Genomic DNA, 25,115 nt, shown 5'->3' with positions numbered 1-25,115 from the left:
GGGAGACCCCATGCCAAAGTCAGGAGCGCAAGGTAGTCTTGCGAACCCAAGTCTCGGCAGGTAGACCGACTACGTCTTTATGCTGGCATGCGCCTGCTGTCTGTGACTTTGGCTAAAATCGTTTATATATTTGCGGTTACATCACTGATATCAAGGTTGATTCCAGGCCCCATCGTTGACGAGAGAGAAATCTTCTTGATATAGGTACCTTTTGCCGCAGAAGGCTTGGCTTTTACCAGTGCTTCAACCAGAGCAACCAAGTTTCCCTGCAGTTTTTCAGCGTCGAACGAAACCTTGCCAATAGGGGCGTGGACAATTCCGGCCTTCTCCACGCGGAACTCAACCTTACCGGCCTTGGACTCTTTCACAGCACGACCAACTTCAAAGGTAACAGTGCCGACCTTCGGGTTAGGCATCAGGCCGCGGGGACCGAGCAGTTTACCGATCTTGCCGACAACACCCATCATATCAGGAGTAGCTATGGCGGTATCAAACTCAAACCAGCCTTCCTGAATTTTGGCCACCAGATCATCTGCACCGACGTAATCTGCGCCAGCATCCAGGGCTTCTTTTTCCTTCTCACCTTTGGCAAACACCAGCACCCGTACATTCTTACCCAGTCCATTAGGCAGAACAACAGCACCACGTACCATTTGATCGGCATGACGAGGATCAACACCCAGTTTGACCGCCACATCTACTGTCTCATCAAACTTGGCATAAGCAGTATCTTTTACCACTTCGACCGCTGCTTTAAGGGGATAAACCGTGCTACGGTCAACCTTGGTCATTGCGGCGCTATGTTTTTTTGTACTCTTTGACATGTCCGTCCTCTCCTACTGAACTCTGTTTCCTCGGCAAAAGCCAATCTTACTCTACAATATCTACACCCATGGAACGAGCAGTACCCTCTACTGTCCGCATGGCTGCTTCAACAGAGGCGGCGTTCAGATCCGGCATTTTCTTCTTGGCAATCTCTTCAACCTGAGCCTTGGTCAGTTTACCAACCTTGTTCTTGTTCGGCACACTTGAACCGCTCTCAATACCAATGGTCTTCTTGATCAGAACCGGTACCGGAGGAGTTTTGGTAATAAAAGAAAAAGACCGGTCTGCGTAGACAGTTATGACTACTGGTGTAATAGTACCTTCATCGGCCTGTGTCTTGGCATTAAAAGCCTTGCAAAACTCCATGATATTGACACCATGCTGACCAAGAGCAGGTCCGATAGGCGGCGAGGGGTTAGCCTTGCCCGCAGGAATTTGCAGTTTTATGTAGCCGGTAATCTTCTTAGCCATTGGGATGCACTCCTTTTATTACGTACCGTCTTCAACAAAAGAAGACGATTTTGTCAGCACTTCTCTACTTGCATAAACTCCAGTTCGACCGGAGTAGAACGTCCAAAAATTGTTACAGCAACACGCAGCTTGCCTTTGTCCGGCTTGACGTCTTCAATCACCCCAGTAAAGTTCAGGAACGGCCCGTCAACAACACGAACGGTTTCACCCACATCAAATTCGACTTTGGGACGTGGTTTTTCAGCGCCTTCTTCCATTCTGCGGGCGATCTTGTTAACTTCCTCGTCAGGAATAGGAAACGGAGTATTGCCACCGACAAAACCGGTAACCTTGGCAGTTTCCTTAACGATATGCCATGTTTCGTCAGTCAGCTCCATCTTAATCAGGATATAGCCGGGGAAGAATTTACGTGACGAAGTCTTCTTCTCGCCCTTCTTGAGTTCAACAACGGTCTCTGAGGGGATCAGAATCTCACCGAAGAGATCCTCCATCTTCTCATTTTTGACGCGCTCTGTCAGATTGAGGCGGACCTTGTTTTCATATCCTGAATATGTATGTACGCCATACCATTTCTGGCTCATAGTTAAATTCCTGTTATCCCAATACCAAGCGCATCAGCTTGGACAGGACCACATCACACAAACCGAGGTAAATAGAGACCATAAAAACAATCATGATCACCACACCGGTTGTAGCAACGGTTTCCTTGCGTGTCGGCCAGGTTACCTTGCTCAGCTCGAGTTTAACTGACTCGAAAAATGTCTTCACATTCTGCACAATACTCTCCTGAAAATGCGTCTGACATACAACTGCATGACGAATCAACACTCAAGGCTAAAAGTAAATGGCAGGCCAGGAGGGATTCGAACCCCCAACATCCGGTTTTGGAGACCGGCGCTCTACCAATTAGAGCTACTGGCCTGCAACTGTGTCGCTACCCCTTATTTTGTTTCCTTGTGAGGGGTATGCTTACGACAAAAACGGCAATATTTACTGAACTCCAGCTTTTGCGGAGTAATCTTTTTGTTCTTGGTTGTTGTGTAGTTTCTCTGCTTGCACTCGGTGCATGCAAGGGTAATGATGTCTCTCATCGCTCTTCCTTTTCAGACGCGAGCAAGGCGTTGTCTGCCGTTACGACAGACAACGCCCACTGGCACATCCTGTATCTTACTCGATAATTGCGCTGACGACGCCGGCGCCTACGGTACGACCACCTTCACGGATGGCGAAGCGAAGACCTTCGTCCATGGCGATCGGGGTGATCAGGTTTACGGTCATGGCAATATTGTCACCAGGCATTACCATCTCGGTGCCGGCAGGCAGTTCAGCTACACCGGTTACGTCAGTGGTGCGGAAGTAGAACTGCGGACGGTAGCCGTTAAAGAATGGGGTGTGACGACCACCTTCTTCTTTGGTGAGAATGTAGGCTTCTGCCTTGAACTTGGTGTGCGGGGTGATGCTACCGGGCTTGGCAAGTACCTGGCCACGCTCGATGTCTTCACGCTTAACACCACGCAGCAGGGCGCCGATGTTGTCGCCAGCCTGACCTTGGTCAAGCAGTTTACGGAACATTTCTACACCGGTTACGGTGGTCTTGGCGGTAGCCTTGATGCCGACGATTTCGATTTCCTCGCCAACCTTTACAATGCCGCGCTCTACACGACCGGTGGCAACTGTACCACGACCGGAGATGGAGAATACGTCTTCTACCGGCATCAGGAACGGACGGTCAATGGCACGCTCAGGATCAGGGATGTAGCTGTCAACAGCTTCCATCAGTGCGTTAACGGAGTCTTCACCCAGTTCGTCCTTGTCGCCGTTAAGGGCCTTCAGGGCGGAGCCTTTGATGATTGGAATATCGTCACCCGGGAAGTCATAGCTGGAAAGCAGTTCACGGATTTCCAGTTCTACCAGCTCAAGCAGCTCAGCGTCGTCTACCATGTCAGCCTTGTTGAGGAAGACAACGATGTAGGGCACGCCAACCTGACGGGCAAGCAGGATGTGCTCACGGGTCTGAGGCATTGGGCCGTCTGCTGCTGATACAACCAGAATAGCACCGTCCATCTGAGCTGCACCGGTGATCATGTTCTTGACGTAGTCAGCGTGACCAGGGCAGTCGACGTGGGCGTAGTGACGCTTGTCGGTTTCGTATTCAACGTGGGCGGTCGCAATGGTGATACCACGCTCACGCTCTTCAGGGGCGTTGTCAATCTGGTCAAACGCCTTGTATTCGGCCTGACCCTTGCCAGCAAGCACCTTGGTGATCGCTGCGGTCAATGTGGTCTTACCATGGTCAACGTGACCAATCGTTCCGATGTTTACGTGCGTTTTATTACGCTCAAATTTAGCCTTGGCCATCGACTGGTTCCTCCTGTTTGTACATTGATTGCCTGATCTTTGTATTGCGTGCGTATTCGCTCTCTACATCTACACGATTTCATCTGAAGAAATGGAGCCCACATCCGGACTCGAACCGGAGACCTCTTCCTTACCAAGGAAGTGCTCTACCTCCTGAGCTATGTGGGCATTTCACGAATATCATGAAGATTGGAGCGGGAAACGGGACTCGAACCCGCGACCCTCAGCTTGGAAGGCTGATGCTCTAGCCAACTGAGCTACTCCCGCACAACGGTATGCACTGCTTTGGCGACCTCAAGCGAACCCTTGACCAGTTCATGCGGCAGAAGCCTGCCTCCTGGATCCGGGACCACCCAATGCAGCCGGTGAACTTGTATGGTGGAGGGAGGAGGATTCGAACCTCCGAAGTCTACGACGACAGATTTACAGTCTGTTCCCTTTGGCCGCTCGGGAATCCCTCCAGGGATGATGCTGCTTATATTGCTTGACTGGAGCTGGCGATGGGACTCGAACCCGCAACCTGCTGATTACAAGTCAGCTGCTCTACCAATTGAGCTACGCCAGCAATCCTCGGCAAAGCGTTGAATTTGTGCTTTTACTGCAGTGACAAAAGATTGTCAAGTTTTTTATTGGTTTTTTTTCAACACTCACCGGTTCACACACGTAACCCACCGCTTACACATGCTGGAGTTGCATGCTCGTCCCTAAAAAGCCCTTGATTTTCCTGAGCGCATTCTCCTCAATCTGGCGGACGCGCTCACGTGATATCGAAAAGTGGTCTGCAATCTCCTGCAACGTCATAGGGTCATCTGCCACAATTCGCTGCTTGACAACAAACTGTTCTTTCTCGCCAAGCCGTGACACGGCACCAGCAACAACCACCCTCAAGGCTTGCTGTTCCTGCAAGTCTGCCAGCTGGCTCTCCTGATTTGGACGATCATCAATCAGGGTCTCCAGCAGGCTTCCACCTTCACCGGAAGCCTGTTCTGCATCCAGTGAGACCTCGCCCATCAAGCGCAGTTCCATCTCTTCGACATCCGCCTCACGGACGTCAAGCGAAAGAGCAGTAGCAGGCAGATCCCCCGCATCGTCGCCGGTCATGCTGCGAATAGCATTTCTTGCCTGCTTCAGCTTGAAGAAAAGTTTGCGCTGAGCTTGCGTTGTACCGATTTTAAGCAGGCTCCACGAGGAAACAATATAACTTTGAATCTGCGCCCTGATCCACCAGACGGCATAGGTAATCAAGCGGAATCCGCGATAGGGATTAAACTTCCTCACCGCCAGCATCAGGCCAATGTTACCCTCCTGAATCAGGTCCAGCATCTTTAGTCCGTAATTACGGTACTCGGCTGCAATCTTCACAACAAAGCGCAGATTTGATGTAACCAGGGTTTGCGCAGCATCCAAATCGTTTTCTTCAAACAGACGTACGGCCAAGCGGTGTTCTTCCTGCTCGTCAAGCAGCGGAAAGGATTTTATTTCAGACAGATATCTTGAGAAACTATCTGTTGTAACCGGAATCGCGGCATACATAGCAGATCACCTCGCCCTCAAATTTTAGCACTCGCAACACGAGACTGCTAAGACTATAACAATCCATCTGACAAAAATCAACCCCTTGACACAACTACCCCGTCAGCCTCCTCCAGCCGGACTCGGCAAGCTCCCGCATGCCTTGCACGGTCCGTTGATACAGACGCCGTACCGGTAGCCGATTCAGCATGATGCCCGTGGCCTGACGTTCAAGGGCCAGTTCATCCCCTGCCGTCAAACCGGATAACTGTGGCGCATGACTGCCGTCAAGGCCAAAGAGAAAACGATAGCTCACCCCTTGAAAACGGCAGGCAACAATCACCAGCATCACCTCTGGCAGTCCTGTTTTGTAATGGTAGCGGATCGTAGAGGTTACAAACTGTCCAACGCAACGCCCTGTCTCGGCCAACAACGCATCGATGGTCACCTGTTTCGGCTTGGGTCGCCCCAGCGATGGCAGTCCCCAGGGGCGGTAGGGCTCATGGGGGCGGCTTCGGTAGTGTTCGCTGCGTTCCAGCAGAATCACGACATTATTATTGATCGGCCCGCCAATTGAGTGTGAAAGCCCGGCTTCAAAGCCAGCTTCACAAATCAGCTGGTGGTTCTCGACCACCTGGATCATGCCGGTAGCCCCCAAAGGATGCCCTCGCCCTTTCAAGCCGCCCGTCAGATTGGTGGGGAAGAGCCCATCGGGACCGGTCAGGCGGTCATCAAGCAGGGCATCAAAAAGCCGGTTTCGACTCACCACTCCCAGATCCACCAGATTGATCGGGCCAAATCCGTTAAAAGGGTCATGCATGTTAACATGCAGCCTCCCCTCAAGCGCCCTGACATCCCTTAGACCAGCCATGCCATAGGCATACCCGGCAGCCGTGACCGTGGCAGGAAACGAATGAAAGTAATGCCGGTCAGCAATGGTCGGAATGTCTGTTGCGCTGCCCAGCCCCGCCACCAGCACCTCCTGAGGACGGGAGGTAAGAATCACGGCAGCCATACCGTCGGACATGGGGCAGTAATCGTGATAACGCAATGGTGACCAGTAGCGGTAGTTTTCTCCTGAGGCGATCTGCCTGAAGTATTCCTCAACCGGCAACTGCTGTCGCAGATGGGCCCTGGGATTCTGGCTTGAAAAACGATGGCTGCGCTGGGAGAGCAGCGCTGAATAGGCCGCCCACTCCAGGTCGGACAGACCAAGACGTAGTTGAAGCGATCGGGCCACCAGGGCACCACAGGCCGGCATGGTCAGACCGTACTCAGCCTCGTTACGATCAATCACACCGGCAATGATCCGTGTTGCTTCCAGGGTCGAGGCATCACTCATCTTCTGAATAGCAATCGCCAGGACATGGTCATGGCGGCCTGATGCCACTTCAAGATAGGCATTTTCAAAGGCCGAGGCACCTGAAGACGAGGCGGTATCAATCAGCACCGACTTGACCCCGGAGATGCCTAAAATACCTGAAATCTTTGCAGCAGTATTATCTACTCCTGAAAAAGCGGCCGGGTTCTGGCTGCCAACGACAACGGCATCAATATGCCGGCGGCGTACCGGACTTCCGGCAAAGACCTGCCCGCATTGTTCGGCCATCTCAAGAAAGGTAAGTTCTTCCCGATCCTTACCGGTATAACGCCCAACCGGCCCCATCCATGAAGCGGCCAGATAGACTGGGCGCGGCCTGAAACTGGTTCCCATGGCACAACCTCCTCTCCGCAAGCACAAAAGGCGCTCCGAAGAACGCCTTTTGCCAAAACAGACCCGTCTTTGACCTGACTATTTTCTTAGGACCTTGATAACAGCCGAGAAATCCTCTTCACCATAGCCAGCTTCAACACCTTTCTCATACATCTTGCTGGCCGCCTCAGCAGCAGGCAGATGCAGACCGACCAGACGTGCGGCGTTCAGTACAAGATGCATGCCGTCATTCACATACTTCATCGCCAGACTGCGAGCAAACTCATTGCGGGACATGGCTCGTCCTTTAAGATGGAAGATCGGCGAAGCAACTCCGCGGGTATCCAGCACCTCAAGGATCTTGTCAGCACTGAACCCCATCTTTTCACCAAAGACCAGCCCTTCGGCAAGCACCTGCACCAGGGTTCCCTGCACCATATTGACAATAAATTTCATCTTGGTGGCATCACCGACTTCGCCAACGGTAATGGTATTCAGACCAAAGATGCTGAACGGTTCGCGGCACTTGCCGATAATCGCCGGGTCACCGCCGACGATAATGGTCAGGAGCCCGTTTGCAGCGTGATCCTTATTACCCCAGACCGGGGCATCAAGGTAGAAACAACGCTTTTTAGTCGTCTCTTCCGCCATTTTGAGGGTCGTCTCAAGGGAGGTAGTTCCCATGTCGGCAAAAATGGTGCCAGGCTCAATGCCGGCCATAATACCGGTCTCACCGCAGAACAGGGGCCCCTGCTCATCTCCCTCGGAGACAATCGAGATCACCAGTTCACGACCACGGGCTGCCTCTGCAGCTGTTGCCGCGCCGGTTGCTCCGACAGCCACTAACTCGTCAATCTTTGCCGAATCGGTATCAAAGACGGTAAGATCATAGCCCCCCCTGACTAGGTTGGCTGCCATATGCCGTCCCACTGTTCCCAAGCCGATAAAACCGATCTTTCGCAACATCACCAGTTCCTCCTATTAATAAAATAAAATAATGTTATCCAAAAGCAGCTTTGCATTTATTACACCGAAAGCGGTACTGTGGCAACCATGATTTTTATCTACAACCGTGGTTTAAAATATTATCACACTAGCGGCTTCGTTGTACCCCCACCCTGCTGCAGCAGTCCGTCAGACGGCATCGAGAGCAGGCAGGAGCAACGGGGTAACACAGGTTCTGACCATAGCAGACCAAAAGATCGTTGATTTTTTTCCAATACTCCGCAGGCAGCTTTTCACGCAGGAGCTGTTCTGTCTGATCAGGAGAGCTGCTAGCAACATACCCCCAGCGGTTTGTGATCCGGTGCACATGGATATCAACGCAGATCCCCTGCTTGTCATGGCCAAGGGTCATCACCAGATTTGCAGTTTTACGCCCGACCCCCTTGAAACTGAGCAGCTGATCAAGATTGTCCGGTACCTTGCCATTAAACTCTGCAAGTAACGTTCTGCAGATCGCATGAATCTGTTCAGCCTTTGTACGATAGAATCCTGCAGGATAGATCAGATCAGCTATTTCAGAAGGTTCAAGACAGATCATTTCTTGAGGTGAAGCAGCCCGTTCAAACAGACGGGCCGAGGCAGCGGCTGTAACGGCATCCTTGGTACGCAGTGAGATAATACAGGAGACCAGAACATGAAAGGCTGAACGGTGCTGTTCGGAAATAACGGTTACCGAAGGAGTTTCCCATTGCCCGCACTCCTCTGCCACAACAGCCATAACGCGGTGGATCTGATTGTCATCCATGGAATAATAGTACCCTATGCCTCCTCAACTGGCAACCGGTGGCTTGCTTTTTTGTACCTGCAGCGGCATCATGCTGTCAGAAAGGATATACTGATGATTGATCTCCATCTGCATTCAAGCTGTTCTGACGGCATCCTGACTCCGGAACAGCTGATTTCTGCTGCACAACAATCCGGTCTCACCACAATTGCCTTGTGTGACCACGATACGGTTGCCGGGGTTGAGGCTGCTATTCTGGCCGGAAACAGGCTCGGCATGGAAGTCATTCCCGGGGTTGAACTATCTGTCTGTTTTAAAGGATATTCCGATGTTCATCTGCTGGGGTATTGGATTGATATTCATACCCGGGAATTGACAGAACAACTGGACAGATTTGCCTTTCGCAGAGCCAACCGCAACCGCGAAATCGTTGCGGCAGTCAATCAGATGCTGGAACAGGAGGCACGGGAACCGTTGACACTTGACGAGGTTGAGGCACTTGCTGACGGCGTCATGGGACGCCCGCATATTGCCCGTGCCCTGTTGCAACGTGGTTACGCAACCGGCATGGAAGACGCTTTTGCCCGTTATCTTGTCCCGTGCGACGTGCCCAAAACCTACTGGCCCATGGAGGATGCACTGGCAACGATTCAACGCATTGGCGGGGTTGCAGTACTGGCCCATCCAACCAGTATCACCCGCGATCAGCAACGTCTAACGGAGCTGATTTCTGAACTGAAAGGGCTTGGGCTGGATGGCATCGAAATCTACAACTCCCTGGCAACAGAGCAGGAGACCATGTTTCTACAGGGCTTGGCCAACCGTTTGCATCTGATCCCAACCGGAGGTTCTGATTTCCATGGTATCGAGGAGCACGATCAGATAGGAAAAGGGCGGGGAGGCATACACTTTTCCGATGCCCTGCTCCCGCCCTTACGCAGACGTGCTGCTGAACGACCAGCTCAAGCTAGCTGATCAGCATTTTTCCTTGTACTCCCTGTAGTTGACCACATGCAGGTTATCAACCACACTCTCAACGCCTTTGATGGCTGCAGCCACCTTCAGTGCAGCCTTTTTTTCCTGCTCTGAACCGATATAACCGGACAGGGTTACCTGCCCATCTTCCACCTCAATCCGGAACGGACGATACTCAAGCTCTTCGGAACGCAGCAGGGCGGTTTCTATCTTTTTCACCAGAATGGTGTTTTCTATTTCATCGGCAGACCAGGAGTCAGCCTCTTTCAACTGCGGGTCCTTCACTGCGGCCACGATGATATCAATAATAGCCCCAGGAGAAAGCCGGGAGGTGTTGAAGGTCAGGTCATACCCCAGAGGATCATTCCAGTCACGATCAAAATAGAAGTGGATAAAACCGCCCCGTTGATGATCGCTACGCCGGATCAGCTCCTGCGCAAGATCAGGGTCAATCCACTCCCGCTCGGCAAAGCGTTCAACCCGCTCTTCAAAATCAGCAACAAACCGCAAGCGAAGGACATTGCCGCACCCCTGCAGCAGATCCTGGCCACCGCGGCCATAGAGTATAACGTTACCCTTTCTGGCAAGGTCGAGCAGAATAAGCTCAATGGAATTTAAGGAAGCAGCACGAGCCCGGTCCTCTACGGTGTTGTATGAAGGCGGCTTTTCATCCACCGCCTGCAGCAGCTCCAGGCTGAGTCCATATTCAGCGGCACAAGCGGCAAGCTTGGGACCATCCACCAATGTATACTTCAGTTTTTTTGCCAGCTCTTTGGCTACACCATAAGCACCGGTTCCCATTTCGCGGGAAATTGTAATTATCGGCATCTTAATGCACTCCTCCGGTTCAAACTAATTGTATACGGCAAGAACCTAGCACGTTCCGCTTGTCTGTACAAGACGGCAATGCTAGGTTACGTCTTCTGACAAAGGAGGTGACCGTGCCGGACAGCCTGGACTTCGTGCTACGCCTTACCGTTTTCTGCATCACTCACTCACTGCTGGCGGCACCGCGGATCAAAGACCGCATACAGCATTTTGTAGGACGCCCCCTGCCCGGGTATCGCCTTACCTACAACCTGTTTTCGTTTCTACTCTTCGGCTGGGTTATGTTGGCCTGGCAATCAACCAGTGTCATCTATGTCCTGCCAGGTGTCTGGAGCCTCGTTTTGCATGGGCTGCAGTTTATCATACTCTGGGCAGGCCTGGTCTGCCTTCGTCAGACCGGCCTGGCAGGCTTTCTGGGAACCGACCTCGCTGGCCTGCGTGAGCGTCCTACGCTGATAACCACCGGTTGCTATGCAGTGGTCAGGCATCCGCTCTATCTGCTTGGCATACTGTTTTTGCTGGCAAACCCGGTCATTACAACCCGTTGGATCGTCCTGACCCTGTTCAGCATCCCCTACTTCATCTTTGGTGCGCTGCTTGAAGAACGCAGGATGATTCGTCTGTTTGGTACTGCCTATTGCCAGTACCAGCGCGACGTCCCGTTCATCCTTCCTCGCTTTAACCGGCAAATCAGCGCAGACTGACCAGTTTTACCCCTTCAACAAGCGACAGGACATCAACCAGTTTGCAGGTAGCAATCCCGCTGATCACCCTGACGCGGAATTCAAACGTCACCGTGCCTGCTTCGACATTCCGCTCAACGCCACTCTCCATCAGATCAGAGCCGCAATCCCGCACCACCTGGGCAATCCGCTCCGACTGGCCCTCGCGGTATTCGCTCACTACCGTCACCTGCTGGTAAATATCCCGGCTCAACCCCTCCTCGACCCGCTTTAAAACAAGCAGACTGACGAGAGAAATGGCGGTTACCACAACTGCAATCAACAGCATTCCGGCGCCACAGGCCGTACCGATGGCGGCTGCAACCCAGAGGCAGGCCGCAGTTGTCAGGCCACGTACAGAGGCGTTCTCGCGAATTATCGCGCCTGCACCCAAAAAACCGATCCCGACGACAATCTGTGCAGCAACACGGCCAGGGTCCACCCGTACCGCCAGGCTCCCCGAAAGACCACCATAGACCTGATAGAAATGCAAAGAGACCCCCATATAGAGGGCAGCTCCCAACGCCACCATCAAATGTGTGCGAAAACCGGCCGGCCGGCCATGGAGTTCCCGTTCAAGACCGATCAAGCCGCCCAGCAGGGTTGCCAGCAACAGGCGTATAAGCAACTGCATCTCAAATGAGGAGAGAATCATGGTGACTCTTCTTCAAGCTGGATTGAAAAGCGCAGATTACATCGTTTAACGCTGTCGCCATGCTGGACGGTCAAGGGAATGGTGACTGTTGTATTCCCCGCCAGGGACACCTTTAGTTCAGGCAGCACAACCGGCTCAGGTAACGGAGGCGACAGTTCCCGGCCGGAATCGACGAACACCTCATCAGACGGTTCAGCCAACAGCGCTGGGGTAACGGCAGGAGGATCATTTGCCGGCTCGTACTCATCCCGCAGTCCCTGCAGCACCTCCTGAGAAAGTACTGCCAGTCCCTGCAACACCCCTTCCCCGGTAGTTGTCGAGCAGGCAACCGTCCGGCTTGCATCAAAACAGGTTATGAGTTCAGACCCGGCATCACCGGCATCAGAAAAATCTGTTGGAAGCCAGACTCTGGGCAGACTGCGTAAATCTCTTCCATAGCCGGTTAACATTGATTTTAAAACTCGCAGACTGTCAACGGCATCATGACTAGACGTTCCTCCGTTTGTTACAAGCGCAATGCCGTCGACCCCCTTCAGGGTCATCTTCCAGGTCCCCGGGTTGGCAACCGGACCGGTCATGGTATAGAGATGAAAACGGATACGATAGCCATCCAGACTGGAGGTCTCAAACGGGATATAGTCAAAGAAAAGCAATGAATCCTGACCGGCAGGCATCGACTTGAGTGGTCCGCAGAGGCTTGGCTTGATTCTCTGATGGATAAACTGGAACAGCTCTCCCTTGCCGCAGCCTGGGGAGCCAAAATAGACAATTTTTGCATTGATTTCACGCTTCGCGTGATTAATAACCGCCATAAAGGGAGGGCCTTGTTCCGTATTCTAGCGTTTCTTATTCAGCAGCATCCGTTTGGCCTGGGTTGAGACCACGGAGGAAATATTACGGCTCTTGGCGTAGCCGGCAACATCCTTTTCATTCATGGTTCCCAGGTAGCGCAGTGCATTAGCCAAAGGGGTCTTTGGGTTTTCTATCAATGCCTTGCGGATCTGGTAGTTTTTCACCCATTCCTTGTTGGCACAGATCAGACGCATGATCTCATCGTTCTGCACCCCGGACTTTAAAAGCGTCAAAACCTCAGGCTCAGACATCCGCGGATTCTTAAGTACACCGGCACTCACCAGCTTGTTGGCATCCTTAACAAGAATCTTGCGCCATTCCTTGTCACCGGTCAGCGCCATCTTGATCTTCTCGCCAATGCCCATCTCCTGGGCTAACTGGTATTTGCTCAGATATTCTTCATCCCCTTCGTCCGCTTCAGCTTCCTGATCACAGCCTGCTTCGTCAAACTCTTCTTCCTGGGGCAGCTCCTCAGCGTCCACGGGAACCAGACCGTCATCCACCTCGGCGGCTCCGCCCTCTTCCATCTCAGGCAGAGTCACCTGAAGCGTCTGCAAAAACCCCCGTGTCACATCAGGCAGTTCGGGCTGTCCCAGCAGAGCAGTCCTGATCACGGAGGTTGCACCACAGTTTAAGGCCACAGCATGCAGAATAGCCGGGTGATACTCGCCGCCCTCAAGAGCGTCACAGATCAGCCCAGGATCCAAGGACGCCATGCTGGAGGCTGCAAGCGTACGAACCTCCTCGTCACTATCCTTGCCAAGACAGAAAAGCAGCAACAGCAGTTCACGCGGGGGGAGGTCAACAGCACCTCCAGCCCCCCGCAAACGCTCTTGCACTGGTGTTCCTGGCCGCACAAACGCCGCCACAGATGCCGGAATACTTATCTTGACCGGCTCAGACACCTGAACCGCCGTTACTCAAGTACCGGCGTCGCTATACCGGCACCCTTCAACTTCTTCAGGGCCTCTTCAGCGGCCTTGCGGTCAGTGAAGGTGCCTGCTGTCAGCTTGCGGGAGGCAAGAGGCACCTGGCTCTTTTTGATCGTCACCTTGATCCCTGTTGCAGCAAGACGCTGCTGTTCAGACAGGGCGCCACTCTGTACAGCATAGGAACCGGCATAGACCTCATGCTTATCGCCGCGTTGTATTGAAAAACCGTCACCAGCTTTGCTTCGCAACATTTCCACTGCCTGACGGGCCTGTCCCTTGTCGTTATACTCATTGTAAAAGAGACGGTGCATGGAAACCGGACGCCGGGGGCCACTGGTCATCAGCGGTGTCAGACCGGCCTTTTTCACCTTTGACAGATCGGCAGCAAGGGTTTCCTCAACCACATAGAGTCCAGCCACAACCGTCCAGGGACCACTCTTCTTCGGAGCGGCAACGGCCTTCCTGACAGGCTCAGCCGTCTTTGGGGGAACGTTCTTTACCGTTACCGCCGCCTTCTCAGCTTGTTTGACCGGTGTAGCGGGTTTTACAGGCTCCGGCTTCTTTGTTGCCGGGGGTGACACGCCCTTTGCCGGTTCAGGCTTCGCAACCGGCTTTACAGGAGCTGGTTTCTTTTCCTCCGGTTTGGCAGCAGGTGCTGCAGCGACCTTGGAATCAGCCGGCTTCGGTACAGGCTTTGCCGCAGGTACGGCAGACGCTGCCGGAGCTGCGGGTGGCGGCGACACCTGTCCTTTTTGTTCAGCAGCTTTTTCTGTTTCAGCAGGCGCTGCATCGCGGGCCGGTAGCGCCTGCTTGACCACCTGAGGCGGAGGCTGAGGAGCTGGCGGCTGTTCCTGGGGCCGGATCAGGCCGGTAAAGAAATAGAGGTATCCGAATCCCCCCAGCAACAGCAGCAGCAGCACCAGCAGACCGGTCTGACGACCTTTCTCCTGAGGCTGGGCCGGTGTTTCGTCCTCGGTCGTCTCACTATTAAACTTAAAGTCCATGCTCACACCTCCGTAAAAACTGGATCAAGCAGGGTGCAGACTGCTGGTAGCAGAACGCACATCCCGTTTGCCGTCTGTTAATCCTTCTTTGCCGCCTGCGCCTCAGCAATAACCTTTTGCGCCATATGGGTCGGCACTTCTTCATAATGCGAGAACTCGGTACTGAACAGACCACGGTCACTGGTCATTGACTTGAGGTCATTGGAGTAGGCCAACACCTCTGACATCGGGACCACAGCCTTGATTGTCTGAGAATTTGCTTTAGGTTCAACCCCAACCACCTTACCGCGGCGGGAGTTGAGGTCACCAATCACGTCCCCCATGTTTTCGTCAGGCACCGTTACCGACAGATTGACAATCGGCTCCAGCAGCACCGGTTTACACTGCTCCATCGCCTTTTTAAAGGCCAGCGAACCGGCAACCTTGAAGGCCATCTCGGACGAATCAACCGTATGGAAGGAGCCATCATACAGCGCAACCTTGAAGTCCACCACCGGGTAGCCTGCCAGGAAGCCCTCAAGCGCGGCCTCCTGGATCCCTTTATCAACGGCAGGAATGTACTGACGGGGAACCACGCCACCCACGACCTTGTCTTCAAAGATGTAACCATCGCCACGCCCGGTGGGGCCCATTTCGATCCAGCAGTCACCATACTGACCGCGGCCGCCCGATTGTTTCTTGTACTTACCCTGTACCTTGGCAGTCCCGCGGATGGTTTCAAAGTAGGGGACCTTGGGGGTCTTCAGCACCACATCCACGTTGAACTTGCGCTTCAGTTTTTCAACAATCACATCCAGATGCACCTGGCCAAGACCTGAGATAATAAACTCCTTGGTCTGGGGATCACGATGGGATTCCAGGGTTGGTTCCTCCTCTATCAGCCGGTGCAGGGCATTATGGATTTTGTCTTCATCGGCCTTTGTTTTCGGCTCAATGGCATAGGAGATCACCGGCAACAGCTGCTTGGCAGGCTCATAAACAACCGGATTAGCCGGATCGCACAAGGTGTCACCGGTCACGGTTTCCTTCAATTTTGCAACCGCCACAATATCGCCGGCAAAGGCCTGCTTGAGCGGTTTCTGTTTTTTGCCCTCCAGCTCATAGATCTGACCGATCCGCTCCTCCACCCCTTTACTGGCATTATAGATGGTAGAGTCGGAGTTAAGGGTGCCGGAATAGATCCTGAAGATGGTTATCTTGCCGGTATAGGGGTCGGAAGTGGTCTTGAACACCAGTGCAGAAAACGGCTCTTTTTCATCCGGCCCGCGTTCCACCAGGTCATTGTTTTTAGGATTGGTACCAACCGCCTTGGTCCGATCCAGAGGAGAAGGCAGGAAATCGCAGACGGCGCCCAACAGCTGCCGCACTCCCACATTCAGGGTGGCAGAGCCGCACAATACCGGGGTGAAGGTGTTACGCATAGTACCGACCCGCAGGCCGTCAAGGATCTCTTCTTCACTCAGCTCGCCGGCCTCCAGATATTTTTCTGTCAGTGCATCGTAGGCCTCAGCCACGATCTCAACCATATGCTCCCGCAGGCGTTGGGCCTCAGCAAGATACTCAGCCGGAATATCGATCTCCTGGCAGCCGCCGGAGCCATCCTTGGCATACTTGCAGGCCTTCATCCTGATCAGGTCAACCACCCCTTCAAAGGAATCCTCTGCACCGATCGGCATCTGGATTGCCACACCGCGCGCCTTGAGGCTCTTCTCCATATCGTCGATAGCCCGCAGGAAGTTGGCCCGTTCCTTGTCCATCTTGTTGACAAAGGCGATGCGGGGGATCTCAAACTCGTTCGCCCATTCCCAGACCTCTTCCGTTTGGACCTTAACCCCTGAAATGGCTGAAAGGATTACCACAGCACAATCCAATGCACGCATACAGGCACGGGTATCACCAATAAAGTCACCGTAACCGGGAGTATCAACAAAGTGAATCGAATGGCCATTCCACTCGCAGTGGTCAAAGGCCGACGAGATTGAAATCTTGCGTTTGGTCTCTTCCGGCTCAAAATCCATGGTGGCGGTACCGTCATCAACCCGCCCCAAGCGGTCGATCATGCCGGTATTGAACAGGATCGCCTCAGCCAGCGAGGTCTTACCGGCTCCACCGTGTGCCACAATGCCCAGATTACGAATCTTCTCCGTTGGATACGTCCCCATGCGCTGCCTCCTTGTCTACGTTGATAGGTGCATGACAACTTTCATAAGCTACCGGTTCCGTTCGTACAAAATCCTCAATCCCTCCAGAGTAAGAAATTCATCAACTTCATCAATGGTCTTTGATTCAGGTGCGATCAGGGCTGCCAGGCCGCCAGTCGCGAGTACCCGTGGCTGATCCCGGCTCTCCTGCTTGATCCGCTCAACGATACCATCCACCAACCCCACATACCCGTAAAAAATGCCGGCCTGCATTGAGTTGACCGTATTTTTGGCTATGGCGTGGGGGGGACGGCAAATATCCACCCGCGGCAGTTTGCTGGCACGCTGGAACAGGGCCTCAAGCGAGATGGCCAGGCCGGGAGCAATGGCACCACCGCAGTATTCTCCCCTGGCGTTGACATAATCAAAGGTGGTGGCAGTGCCAAAATCGACAATAATCAGCGGGCAGCGGTGCTTTTCAAAACCGGCCACCGCATTGACAATCCGGTCTGCCCCGACCTCCCGGGGATTATCATACTGGATCTGCATGCCGGTCTTGATACCGGGACCGACCACATAGGGTGGCAGTGCAAAGAAATCGCGGCAGAGTGATTCAAGCACGCCGGTAAGAGGCGGGACCACCGAAGAGATGATAATTGCCTTAACCTGCGAGAAGGACAGGGCTGCCAGCGAGAAAAGACTGTTCAGCATGACCCCGTATTCATCAGAAGTACGGGATTTGTCGGTTGAGATGCGCCAGTGGCGCACCAGCAGTTCACCGTCGTAGATACCCAGTACAATATTGCTGTTGCCAACATCTATAACGAGGAGCAAACGCCTCTCCTTTCTCCGCACTGTTCAGATAACCGTCACATCACCACTCAGTATCCGCTCAATCCGTCCATCCGGCAACGTCATCAGCAAGGCACCGTCTTGATCAATACCGGCAAAAGGTCCTTGCAGGGTGTGTGGCCCCATGTCCACCCGCACCTCGCGTCCAAAGGCGTTACAATAGCGGGTCCAGTCCTCGCGCACCGGCCCGAAACCGGTCTGTTTAAACCTGAGATATTCCCGTTCAAGTTCACGTAACAAATTGACGGCAAAGAGCTGGCGGGCAACCGCTGAACCGGTTTCCAGTAACAGTGAGGTGGCTGGAGAACGCAGATCGGGAGGAAACTGATCTGCCCGCATATTCAGGTTAACCCCGATCCCCAGGATCACAAATCCGACCCGATCAGTCTCGGCGTTCATTTCGTTCAGTAACCCGGCGACCTTGCGACCGTTCAGCAACAGGTCATTGGGCCATTTAATGGCCGGCTGCAGCCCGGTGCTTATCTGAATGGCACGGGCAACCGCCACTGCAGAGAGAAAGGTCAGTTGCGGCGCCTCATAGGGCGGAAGTTCAGGGCGCAAGACCACTGAACAGTAGAGGTTAACGCCGGCAGGCGATTCCCAGCGCCGGCCAAGGCGCCCTTTGCCGGAAAGCTGGCGGTCTGCCAGCACCACCGTCCCCTCCTCGGCCCCATCTTCTGCCAAGCGGAAGGCATCGCTGTTGGTAGAGGCGGTTTCTGAACAGCAGACAAGCTGACGTCCCAACAGGCAGCCACTTCCCAGGCCGGCCCGTATCGCCTGTTGATCCAGCAGATCGGGCTCTGCAAGCAAGCAGTATCCCTGTGAGGGGACTGCCTCTATCCGGTAACCGGCTGCCCTCAGCGCTGAAACCTGTTTCCAGATCGCCGTACGCGAGACCCCCAGCTCACGACTCAGTTGTTCACCCGACACAACGCCACGACCGCCAGCCCGCAGCAGCTTCAGCAGCTCAGACGCTATCATGCGGCGCGGCATATTGCTTAATCCAGCAGCATGGAGATATCCATGGCACGCGGGGAGTGGGTCAGGGCTCCGATCGAGATAATATCAACACCGGTCTCGGCAATGGCCCGGACCGTGTCCAGGTTGACACCGCCCGAGGCCTCAACCAGCGCCCGGCCGTTGATCAGCCCAACGCAGTGGCGCATGGTCTCACAATTCATATTATCCAGCATGATGATATCAGCGCCGGCAGCCAGGGCTTCCTGCACCTGCTCAACCGTCTCGGTTTCAATCTCGATCTTCAGTGTATGGGGAATATAGGCACGCGCCCGGCGAATCGCCTCACTAATCCCTCCGGCGGCCGCAATATGGTTTTCTTTGATCAGAATGCCGTCATACAGACCGGTACGATGATTGATCCCGCCACCGACACGTACGGCATATTTTTCAAGCACCCGCAAACCTGGCGTTGTCTTGCGGGTGTCAACGATACGCGCCCTGGTGCCGTGAACCGACTGTACATAGCATGAGGTCAGCGTCGCAATACCCGACATACGCTGCAACAGATTCAGGGCGACCCGTTCTCCCTGCAGCAATTGGGAGGCATCACCGGAGATTCGTGCCAGGACAGTTCCCTTTTCCAGAACCTGACCATCGTGACAGCAAGGTTCAAAGACAATGCCTGCATCAAGCAGACTAAAAACCCGGGCCGCCACCGCCATACCGGCTACTGTCAAGGACTCCTTGGCAACCAGACGGGCTGTGGCTGCCCGTGGTTCAGGGACCACGGCCTGAGTGGTCAGATCGCCGGTGTGAATATCTTCCCGCAGGGCATTTTGGATAATATCATCAAGGGTCAGCATCATACCTCGTCCCATCATGGAAATTCGATGTTTGTATAACACACCTCTCCCACCCCCGCAACCGCATTCAAACTGGTTTTCAAGGAGCATCCGGCGTGTATGACAACTGTATACAATTATCAATTGACAATCGCCACTGCGCCCCTTAAAGTAAGACGCTTCAAATTTTATCAGCTTCAAGGGGGATTTCGATGAACAGGCGCATTATCACCTTCTTTGCAGCGGCTATGGTCATGCTTATGGCTGTCTCCGTGCAGGCCAAGGACATCAGGTTCAGTTTCAAAAACGCCTCAGCCGTTGTCTTCAGCCACGACACACACCTTGCAAAGAACAAAGACTGCAAGACCTGCCACAGCGCAATTTTCAATCTTTCCAAGAAGCGTTCCTATTCCATGGCAGAAATGGAGAAGGGGCTTTCCTGCGGCGCCTGTCACAACGGCAAGAAGGCCTTCAGTGTCGCTGCTGAAAAAGACTGCAGCAAGTGCCACCGTGGCACCCCCAGCGCCATTACCTATCGCATCCCTGCCGGCAATGCCGTGTTCAGCCATGATTCACACGTCAACGGCAAAGGGTTTGGCTGTAAGAGCTGTCACAAAGGTGGACCAATCCGCCACGGTGTCAGCATGGCTGAGATGGAAAAAGGCAAATCCTGTGGTGCATGCCACAATGGGAAAACCGCTTTTACTGCCGCTGCCAACTGTGGTTCCTGCCACCGCGGCCTGGCTACCAAGACCCTTAAATTCAAGTCAAAGCCGGTCAACGATGCCGTGTTCAGTCACGACTTCCACGTGCAGGCCTACAAATGCGGCGACTGCCACACCAAGCAGTACGACTATCGCCAAGGTTCCCGTAAGGCAAGCATGGCCGACATGGCCAAAGGCAAGTCCTGCGGCAGCTGCCACGATGGCAAGACCGCCTTTGCCTCAACCGGTGATTGCAACAAGTGTCACGTTGGTTACAAACCGGCCAACCTGACCTTCAAAAACAGCCGCGGCACCGTAATCGGTTACTTCAGCCACGACTTCCATACCGCAGCGTACAAGTGTTCTGACTGCCACACCAAAACCTTCCCCTATGGTGGAGGCAAGCGGATGACCATGGCCGATATGGCACAGGGCAAGTCCTGTGGCGCCTGCCACGACGGCAAGACCGCCTTCTCCGTCAAGGGTGACTGCGCCAAGTGTCATAAAAAGTCCTGAATCCCCCTCAGGGATACCAGAGCGTAACAGAAAGGCGCTGCCCGTAACGGGTAGCGCCTTTTTATATTCAAACTAGCCGAGTGTTATCTACCCGAATCAGGTCAACAGAAGCACACTATGAAATTACTTCCACGCAGGTAGTAATCGGCACAACTTGGCCATTGGATACCCCACCATCAACTAGAAGATAGAGGCGGTGTCATGCCCGCCTCTATCTCTATCAATCTCATAATCGTTACGGAGTCGTTACGGCTGCTTCGGTAGAGACTACGGTTCCAGCAGGATAAACAGGTGCGGTTCCTGCAGGGTAAACGGCTTCAACCCGATAGTAATTAATAGTCCCTGGAGTGAATGTCGTGGTGTCAGTGTAAGTTGCCACGGTAACACCGGTTACTACTGGTGTTTTACCAGTGATAACAGTCAAAGTCACCGTATCACGATACACATTATAGCTGGTAGCATTAGGGATGGCAGTCCAGGACAACACATTCTGAGAAGAAATGACAGACCCGGTTAGAGTAAATGAAGTAAGCGTGGCACCGATCTCAGTTGATGGGCTTGACTGCCCATCGTCATTCAGTGCCGTAATCTGATAGTAGTAAGTAGGACCAGCAAGAGCCGATGAATCAGCATAGCTCGTTCCACTGACACCGGCTGCCAGGAGGGTCTTCGTGGTGATGGCACCGGAAGCGGTACCCCGGAATATGACATAGCTAGAGGCCCCTGGCGAGGCGGTCCAACCCAAGGTGATCGGCCCGGTCGAGGTAACCGTCAAACCGGTTGGTGTCGCCGGTGCCTGGGATGACCCGCATCCCGCAACGAACAACAACGCAAACAAGGCAACTGAAACTGCAATCGCTTTAAACATCTTAACAACCCCCTCTAAAACCATCATAGATATGTTACAACGGGTCAGGTTCCGGCGGACCCGACCGCCTGTCCACCACAAAGCAGCTCCCCATCTTTCCTTTTGCCAGCTTCTTCAGCTCTGCCGCCACTTCGGAAACCCGTGCGGCATGGGTGATGGCAGTGGAGTCCATTGGCACGACGGCGATAGAGATCCCAAGAATAGGCATTTGCTCTTTTTCGCCCTTACGGTTAAGGGCCAGATAGTACCCCCGCTGCTTGATATCATCGTCAAACAGGGTCTGTACGATTTGGTCAAAGTGGCTGATGATAGTTGCACAGACCGTTTCAGCCCGTTCGCGGGGAACGATAAACACAAAGTCATCTCCCCCCACATGACCACAAAACCCGCCTCCGGATTCACGCACGGCATTCGCCATAATCCTGGCCAGCATCCTGATCACTTCATCTCCGTGGGAAAAACCAAAGACGTCATTATAGGGCTTGAAATGATTGATATCAACGTAGCAGACTGCCAGAGGCAGGCCGAGCGACTCTTCAATGGCACGGTGAATTGAGGTATTTCCGGGCAACCTGGTCAGGGGGTTGTTATCAAAGATCCGCTTGATGCGCGACAGAGACAGCGTGATCCGACTGACCAGTTCGGCAAAGTTAACCGGTGTGGTCACAAAGTCATCAAGAGGAAAATCGTCCCAGGACTCCTGCTCCGTCCCCATGGGAAAGATCCCGATGATGGGAATGGGGCTGAAGAAACTGTCACTGCGCACCATGCAGAGCATATCGTGACAGCCGACACAGGGTGAGGAAAAATCCACTATGATCAGATCAGGCGGATCAGAATAAAACGCCCCCAAGGCAGCCGCGGTCTTCTCCACAACCATAACCTGGTAGCCCTTGCTTTGCAGGCGCAACTGCAGCAGTGACGAAAGCTGCATCTGGCTTGAGATGAGGGCAATCCTAGACTGCTGCGGCATTGGCAAGCTCAAGACTGAAGTTCTTCACCTCCACCAGCTTATCCTCCAGGTCCACCACCATCTCATGCAGCAGGGCCTCATTCAGTTTCAGGGCATCCCAGGCGACCTGTTGGATCGGCGGTACATACGGGTCTCCACTGTCACCAAAGCCGCTGGCCTTGATCAGCACATCCGCCAGATGCACCACCGAGGTCTTGATCCGATGGTCTTCAGAACCACTCACATTATGATGGAAGGCAATCGGCTCGGAAAGTTTGTCCGGCAGGAACCAGCTCTTGGAAAGCCAGCCCCCTACTTCAGCATGATCCGTATCCAGGACAGCCCTTTCAGCATCGCTGATAAAAAGCTCATCCAGCTTGATCTTACGCCGGATCTCCGGCATCTGCTCGGCACACTTGAGCCCGATGATCACCTTGCCGATATCATGCAGCAGACCGGCAGTGGTAATTTCCTCAACCTCCGGCAATGCCAGTTTGCGGGCGATGATACCCGCAGCAGTGGCAGTTCCCAGGGAATGCTCCCAAAGCCCGACGCTGTTCTTTTCCATGATCTCAAAGATGGATGAGGACAGCGCCAGGGATTTGACCACGTTGACCCCCAGCAGAATCATGGCATTGGATATGGTGGAGACGCGATAGAAACCATAGGACGGTGAGTTTGCCAAGCGCAGAATCCGGGCTGACAGCACCTGATCAGCAGAGACAATCCGCGCCATTTCCTGAACCGAAGACTTGTCGTCGTTGGAAAGGGAGTTCAGCTTATTGATGACACCGGGCAGCGTTGGCAGCGTCTTGGTGTCCATGATGATCTTTTTGAGATCACTCCTCCGTTCGTCCACCGTTTTCTCCCATCGCTGTAGTAAGATGATTGCGATAAATATCAAGCAGGACTGCGTTATGACGATTATCCAGTGTCTTGGAGAACCGCTTTTCAAGATCAGCCAACTGCTCGGAGAGACAACGATCCCCCTCCTGCCAGACCGGGTGGCCTTCAACGTAGAGCGATTGCACCCCCATCTGCTGCAAACGGCTGATCAGTGAATCCGAAAGCACAGTCCCCTTGCCGCAGATCGGCATACCGGTCGGACTGTCGTTTTTAAAGATGTCCCGGGCCAGTACCATTTCGGCGGCTGCCAGGTTAAGCGGTATCTTCTGCATAGCAGTTACCAGCCCCCAAGTTAATGCGTAACGTAAAAATGATACTAGGAAAAGAACCAGCGAAAGTCAAACGCCATATAACAACTACTTACTGATTTTGCTGCTTGCCCCGCCCCAAAAGCACCACACCGGTCATGGTATTCATGATTATCTTACGCCCGACCCGCCCCCCCAGATCAGTAGCGACCACTGCTATCCGCCACTCCTCAAGTTGCGTCAAGGCCAGCTCAACATTCCGCTCACCGATCGGACAGGCGGCACTGCTGGTGGCCAGCAGGTTTGCTCCACCAAAGACCTTGGCGACCAGATGTTCTTTACGGGCGCCGATAGCCAGCACCTGCTCCAGCAAACGTTCCATGGCGATGGTGCCATATTTGGGGGTTGCCAACCCCTCGCCGTTCCAGAGCGGCAACATGAAATGGTTCATCCCTCCCCCGCCATGGCGCTGATCCCAGAGACAGACAGCCACGCACGATCCCAGAACGGTCGTGATCTCGCACTCCTCGGCATCAACATGGGTAGCACCGGGAAAGAGAAAGTATTTACGTATGGGTGATCCGTCCTGCTCAGTCATGCGTTATTTCTCGTCCATCTGTCCGAACAGGAACAGGTTGCCGCCTTCGGCAAAGGTAACCCCGTCGGCCCCGTAGGCGGCAGCTGGAAGTGTGACCGTAAAGAGCGAACCGACCTCAGGCGTACTGCTGACCTGTATGTCGCCCTGCAACAGATCCAGCAGCGACTTGACCACGCTCAACCCCAGCCCATGGCCGAGGTGGGCGCGGGTGGGTCCGCTATCCAACTGCACAAAACGGTCAAAGATCCTTTTCAAATCGGCTTCCGCAATACCAACCCCCTGATCCCGGACCTGAATCATCAACCCTTTGTCGGTCTGATCAAGCTGCACCACCACCTCACTACCCGGACCGCTGAACTCGACCGCATTAGCCACCAGATTCGCAATTATCACCTGAAGTTTCTGGGAATCAGTGGGAAAATACAGCACGTTATCAGTCTCTGCCCCGGTAACCGAGAAACGGACAGAAACCTGCTTATCTGCAGCATGTGTCCTGAAGTTATCCAGCACACCTTGAACAACCGAGGTCACATCAACATGCTCTATGGTCGGCATCGCCTCACCGGCCTCCAGCTCGGCAGCAATAAAGATGTTGCGTAACTGGAAATCCAGATGAAAAGCCTCGGAAAAGATCATGGTAACCAGCTCACTGACCTCGGGGCGTTTCACCATAGCCGCAAGTTGCGAGGCCAGCCCAATGATGGCGTTGAGAGGATTATTGATTTCATTACGTATATTTGAAAGAAAATTACTCTTCAGCGCCTCGGATTCTTCCAGTTTATGATTCATCTCAACCAGTTTACGATTAACGACCGACAGATCATGTAACGACTTGCGGCTCTGATCCAGACGGAATTTCAGCTCCTCAACCAGCTGCTCATCACTCAGCTTATGCATGGGGTAACTCCCTGTAACCAACGATTAGGCGACGGTCTACCTTTGGTGACTATACCACCCTTCCAGCTCTGTACA

Annotated in this window: 28 protein-coding genes and 5 tRNA genes; 3 read left to right on the top strand and 30 right to left on the bottom strand. The window is 53.6% G+C overall.

Going from position 1 to position 25,115, the window contains the following annotated elements; all coding sequences use genetic code 11:
* Positions 1 to 122 precede the first annotated feature (122 nt).
* The 15 genes from rplA to FY034_RS05610 all read right to left on the bottom strand — a co-directional run bounded on the left by rplA (position 123) and on the right by FY034_RS05610 (position 8,609).
* Positions 123 to 824: a 50S ribosomal protein L1 gene (gene rplA, locus FY034_RS05680; RefSeq protein ID WP_265554390.1), complete on the bottom strand. Its 702-nt coding sequence runs from the start codon at positions 822 to 824 to the stop codon at positions 123 to 125.
* Positions 825 to 870: 46 nt separating this feature from the next.
* A complete protein-coding gene (gene rplK, locus FY034_RS05675) occupies positions 871 to 1,296 on the bottom strand; it encodes a 50S ribosomal protein L11 (RefSeq protein ID WP_012469402.1) in 426 nt (141 codons plus the stop codon).
* Between the two features lie 53 nt (positions 1,297 to 1,349).
* On the bottom strand, positions 1,350 to 1,877 hold the full coding sequence (nusG, locus tag FY034_RS05670; protein WP_012469401.1) for a transcription termination/antitermination protein NusG: 528 nt from the start codon (positions 1,875 to 1,877) through the stop codon (positions 1,350 to 1,352).
* 13 nt (positions 1,878 to 1,890) lie between these two features.
* Positions 1,891 to 2,073 (bottom strand): preprotein translocase subunit SecE, encoded by a 183-nt coding sequence (secE, locus tag FY034_RS05665; RefSeq protein WP_012469400.1) that lies wholly within the window; start codon positions 2,071 to 2,073, stop codon positions 1,891 to 1,893.
* A gap of 68 nt (positions 2,074 to 2,141) precedes the next feature.
* Positions 2,142 to 2,218 (bottom strand) — tRNA-Trp (locus FY034_RS05660).
* A gap of 19 nt (positions 2,219 to 2,237) precedes the next feature.
* A complete protein-coding gene (gene rpmG, locus FY034_RS05655; RefSeq protein WP_012469399.1) occupies positions 2,238 to 2,387 on the bottom strand; it encodes a 50S ribosomal protein L33 in 150 nt (49 codons plus the stop codon).
* Between the two features lie 76 nt (positions 2,388 to 2,463).
* Positions 2,464 to 3,654, bottom strand: coding sequence for an elongation factor Tu (tuf, locus tag FY034_RS05650; protein ID WP_012469398.1), 1,191 nt, complete (start codon positions 3,652 to 3,654; stop codon positions 2,464 to 2,466).
* 92 nt (positions 3,655 to 3,746) lie between these two features.
* Positions 3,747 to 3,822 (bottom strand) — tRNA-Thr (locus tag FY034_RS05645).
* A gap of 22 nt (positions 3,823 to 3,844) precedes the next feature.
* Positions 3,845 to 3,921, bottom strand: a tRNA-Gly gene (locus tag FY034_RS05640).
* Between the two features lie 109 nt (positions 3,922 to 4,030).
* Positions 4,031 to 4,115 (bottom strand) — tRNA-Tyr (locus FY034_RS05635).
* 28 nt (positions 4,116 to 4,143) lie between these two features.
* Positions 4,144 to 4,219: transfer RNA gene (locus tag FY034_RS05630), tRNA-Thr, on the bottom strand.
* Between the two features lie 110 nt (positions 4,220 to 4,329).
* Positions 4,330 to 5,187 (bottom strand): RNA polymerase sigma factor RpoH, encoded by an 858-nt coding sequence (gene rpoH, locus FY034_RS05625; RefSeq protein ID WP_265554388.1) that lies wholly within the window; start codon positions 5,185 to 5,187, stop codon positions 4,330 to 4,332.
* 94 nt (positions 5,188 to 5,281) lie between these two features.
* On the bottom strand, positions 5,282 to 6,880 hold the full coding sequence (locus FY034_RS05620; protein ID WP_265554386.1) for a thiolase family protein: 1,599 nt from the start codon (positions 6,878 to 6,880) through the stop codon (positions 5,282 to 5,284).
* Between the two features lie 78 nt (positions 6,881 to 6,958).
* Complete coding sequence (locus FY034_RS05615) at positions 6,959 to 7,825, bottom strand: NAD(P)-dependent oxidoreductase (protein WP_265554384.1); 867 nt, start codon at positions 7,823 to 7,825, stop codon at positions 6,959 to 6,961.
* A gap of 127 nt (positions 7,826 to 7,952) precedes the next feature.
* Positions 7,953 to 8,609, bottom strand: coding sequence for an endonuclease III domain-containing protein (locus FY034_RS05610; protein WP_265554382.1), 657 nt, complete (start codon positions 8,607 to 8,609; stop codon positions 7,953 to 7,955).
* Positions 8,610 to 8,702: 93 nt separating this feature from the next.
* On the opposite strand from FY034_RS05610, the gene FY034_RS05605 reads away from it, so the two are divergent.
* The gene (locus FY034_RS05605) at positions 8,703 to 9,563 is read left to right on the top strand and encodes a PHP domain-containing protein (protein ID WP_265554380.1); all 861 of its coding nucleotides are present in this window, start codon (positions 8,703 to 8,705) and stop codon (positions 9,561 to 9,563) included.
* On the opposite strand, the gene FY034_RS05600 is transcribed toward FY034_RS05605, so the two are convergent.
* Positions 9,564 to 10,391 (bottom strand): cytidylate kinase family protein, encoded by an 828-nt coding sequence (locus FY034_RS05600; protein ID WP_265554378.1) that lies wholly within the window; start codon positions 10,389 to 10,391, stop codon positions 9,564 to 9,566.
* Positions 10,392 to 10,504: 113 nt separating this feature from the next.
* Here FY034_RS05600 and FY034_RS05595 point away from each other — a divergent pair, with 113 nt between their 5' ends.
* The gene (locus FY034_RS05595; RefSeq protein ID WP_265554376.1) at positions 10,505 to 11,095 is read left to right on the top strand and encodes a methyltransferase family protein; all 591 of its coding nucleotides are present in this window, start codon (positions 10,505 to 10,507) and stop codon (positions 11,093 to 11,095) included.
* Here FY034_RS05595 and FY034_RS05590 read toward each other — a convergent pair.
* From FY034_RS05590 to nadC, 8 genes are all read right to left on the bottom strand, one after another.
* Positions 11,082 to 11,768: an MgtC/SapB family protein gene (locus FY034_RS05590; RefSeq protein WP_265554374.1), complete on the bottom strand. Its 687-nt coding sequence runs from the start codon at positions 11,766 to 11,768 to the stop codon at positions 11,082 to 11,084. The genes FY034_RS05595 and FY034_RS05590 overlap by 14 nt on opposite strands.
* Positions 11,765 to 12,580 (bottom strand): hypothetical protein, encoded by an 816-nt coding sequence (locus FY034_RS05585; protein ID WP_265554373.1) that lies wholly within the window; start codon positions 12,578 to 12,580, stop codon positions 11,765 to 11,767. Before FY034_RS05585 ends, FY034_RS05590 begins: the two co-directional genes overlap by 4 nt.
* Positions 12,581 to 12,604: 24 nt before the next feature.
* Complete coding sequence (locus FY034_RS05580; RefSeq protein ID WP_265554371.1) at positions 12,605 to 13,459, bottom strand: hypothetical protein; 855 nt, start codon at positions 13,457 to 13,459, stop codon at positions 12,605 to 12,607.
* Between the two features lie 77 nt (positions 13,460 to 13,536).
* Complete coding sequence (locus FY034_RS05575) at positions 13,537 to 14,556, bottom strand: SPOR domain-containing protein (protein ID WP_265554369.1); 1,020 nt, start codon at positions 14,554 to 14,556, stop codon at positions 13,537 to 13,539.
* Positions 14,557 to 14,633: 77 nt separating this feature from the next.
* Positions 14,634 to 16,718 carry an elongation factor G gene (gene fusA, locus FY034_RS05570; RefSeq protein WP_265554368.1) on the bottom strand — a complete coding sequence of 695 codons (2,085 nt, stop codon included), beginning with the start codon at positions 16,716 to 16,718 and terminating at the stop codon, positions 14,634 to 14,636.
* Positions 16,719 to 16,766: 48 nt separating this feature from the next.
* The gene (locus tag FY034_RS05565; protein WP_265554367.1) at positions 16,767 to 17,531 is read right to left on the bottom strand and encodes a type III pantothenate kinase; all 765 of its coding nucleotides are present in this window, start codon (positions 17,529 to 17,531) and stop codon (positions 16,767 to 16,769) included.
* A 24-nt stretch (positions 17,532 to 17,555) separates the two neighbouring features.
* Positions 17,556 to 18,542 carry a biotin--[acetyl-CoA-carboxylase] ligase gene (locus tag FY034_RS05560; protein ID WP_265554366.1) on the bottom strand — a complete coding sequence of 329 codons (987 nt, stop codon included), beginning with the start codon at positions 18,540 to 18,542 and terminating at the stop codon, positions 17,556 to 17,558.
* A 5-nt stretch (positions 18,543 to 18,547) separates the two neighbouring features.
* Positions 18,548 to 19,372, bottom strand: a complete 825-nt coding sequence (gene nadC, locus FY034_RS05555; RefSeq protein ID WP_265555225.1) for a carboxylating nicotinate-nucleotide diphosphorylase — start codon at positions 19,370 to 19,372, stop codon at positions 18,548 to 18,550.
* A 191-nt stretch (positions 19,373 to 19,563) separates the two neighbouring features.
* Here nadC and FY034_RS05550 point away from each other — a divergent pair, with 191 nt between their 5' ends.
* Positions 19,564 to 20,571 (top strand): cytochrome c3 family protein, encoded by a 1,008-nt coding sequence (locus FY034_RS05550; protein WP_265554365.1) that lies wholly within the window; start codon positions 19,564 to 19,566, stop codon positions 20,569 to 20,571.
* 235 nt (positions 20,572 to 20,806) lie between these two features.
* On the opposite strand, the gene FY034_RS05545 is transcribed toward FY034_RS05550, so the two are convergent.
* The 6 genes from FY034_RS05545 to FY034_RS05520 form a co-directional block, all read right to left on the bottom strand.
* Positions 20,807 to 21,439 carry a hypothetical protein gene (locus FY034_RS05545; RefSeq protein ID WP_265554363.1) on the bottom strand — a complete coding sequence of 211 codons (633 nt, stop codon included), beginning with the start codon at positions 21,437 to 21,439 and terminating at the stop codon, positions 20,807 to 20,809.
* Between the two features lie 34 nt (positions 21,440 to 21,473).
* Positions 21,474 to 22,412 (bottom strand): diguanylate cyclase, encoded by a 939-nt coding sequence (locus tag FY034_RS05540; RefSeq protein WP_265554362.1) that lies wholly within the window; start codon positions 22,410 to 22,412, stop codon positions 21,474 to 21,476.
* On the bottom strand, positions 22,396 to 23,250 hold the full coding sequence (locus tag FY034_RS05535) for an HDOD domain-containing protein (protein ID WP_265554361.1): 855 nt from the start codon (positions 23,248 to 23,250) through the stop codon (positions 22,396 to 22,398). Before FY034_RS05535 ends, FY034_RS05540 begins: the two co-directional genes overlap by 17 nt.
* Complete coding sequence (locus FY034_RS05530) at positions 23,231 to 23,569, bottom strand: hypothetical protein (RefSeq protein WP_265554360.1); 339 nt, start codon at positions 23,567 to 23,569, stop codon at positions 23,231 to 23,233. The genes FY034_RS05535 and FY034_RS05530 overlap by 20 nt, the downstream gene beginning before the upstream one ends.
* An 88-nt stretch (positions 23,570 to 23,657) precedes the next feature.
* Positions 23,658 to 24,143: a chemotaxis protein CheD gene (locus FY034_RS05525; RefSeq protein ID WP_265554359.1), complete on the bottom strand. Its 486-nt coding sequence runs from the start codon at positions 24,141 to 24,143 to the stop codon at positions 23,658 to 23,660.
* A 3-nt stretch (positions 24,144 to 24,146) separates the two neighbouring features.
* On the bottom strand, positions 24,147 to 25,040 hold the full coding sequence (locus FY034_RS05520; RefSeq protein WP_265554358.1) for a sensor histidine kinase: 894 nt from the start codon (positions 25,038 to 25,040) through the stop codon (positions 24,147 to 24,149).
* Positions 25,041 to 25,115: the final 75 nt, after the last annotated feature.

It is taken from the genome of Trichlorobacter lovleyi, from assembly GCF_015239775.1.
Taxonomy (GTDB): domain Bacteria; phylum Desulfobacterota; class Desulfuromonadia; order Geobacterales; family Pseudopelobacteraceae; genus Trichlorobacter; species Trichlorobacter lovleyi_B.
This window is presented reverse-complemented; position numbering and strand designations above follow the sequence as displayed.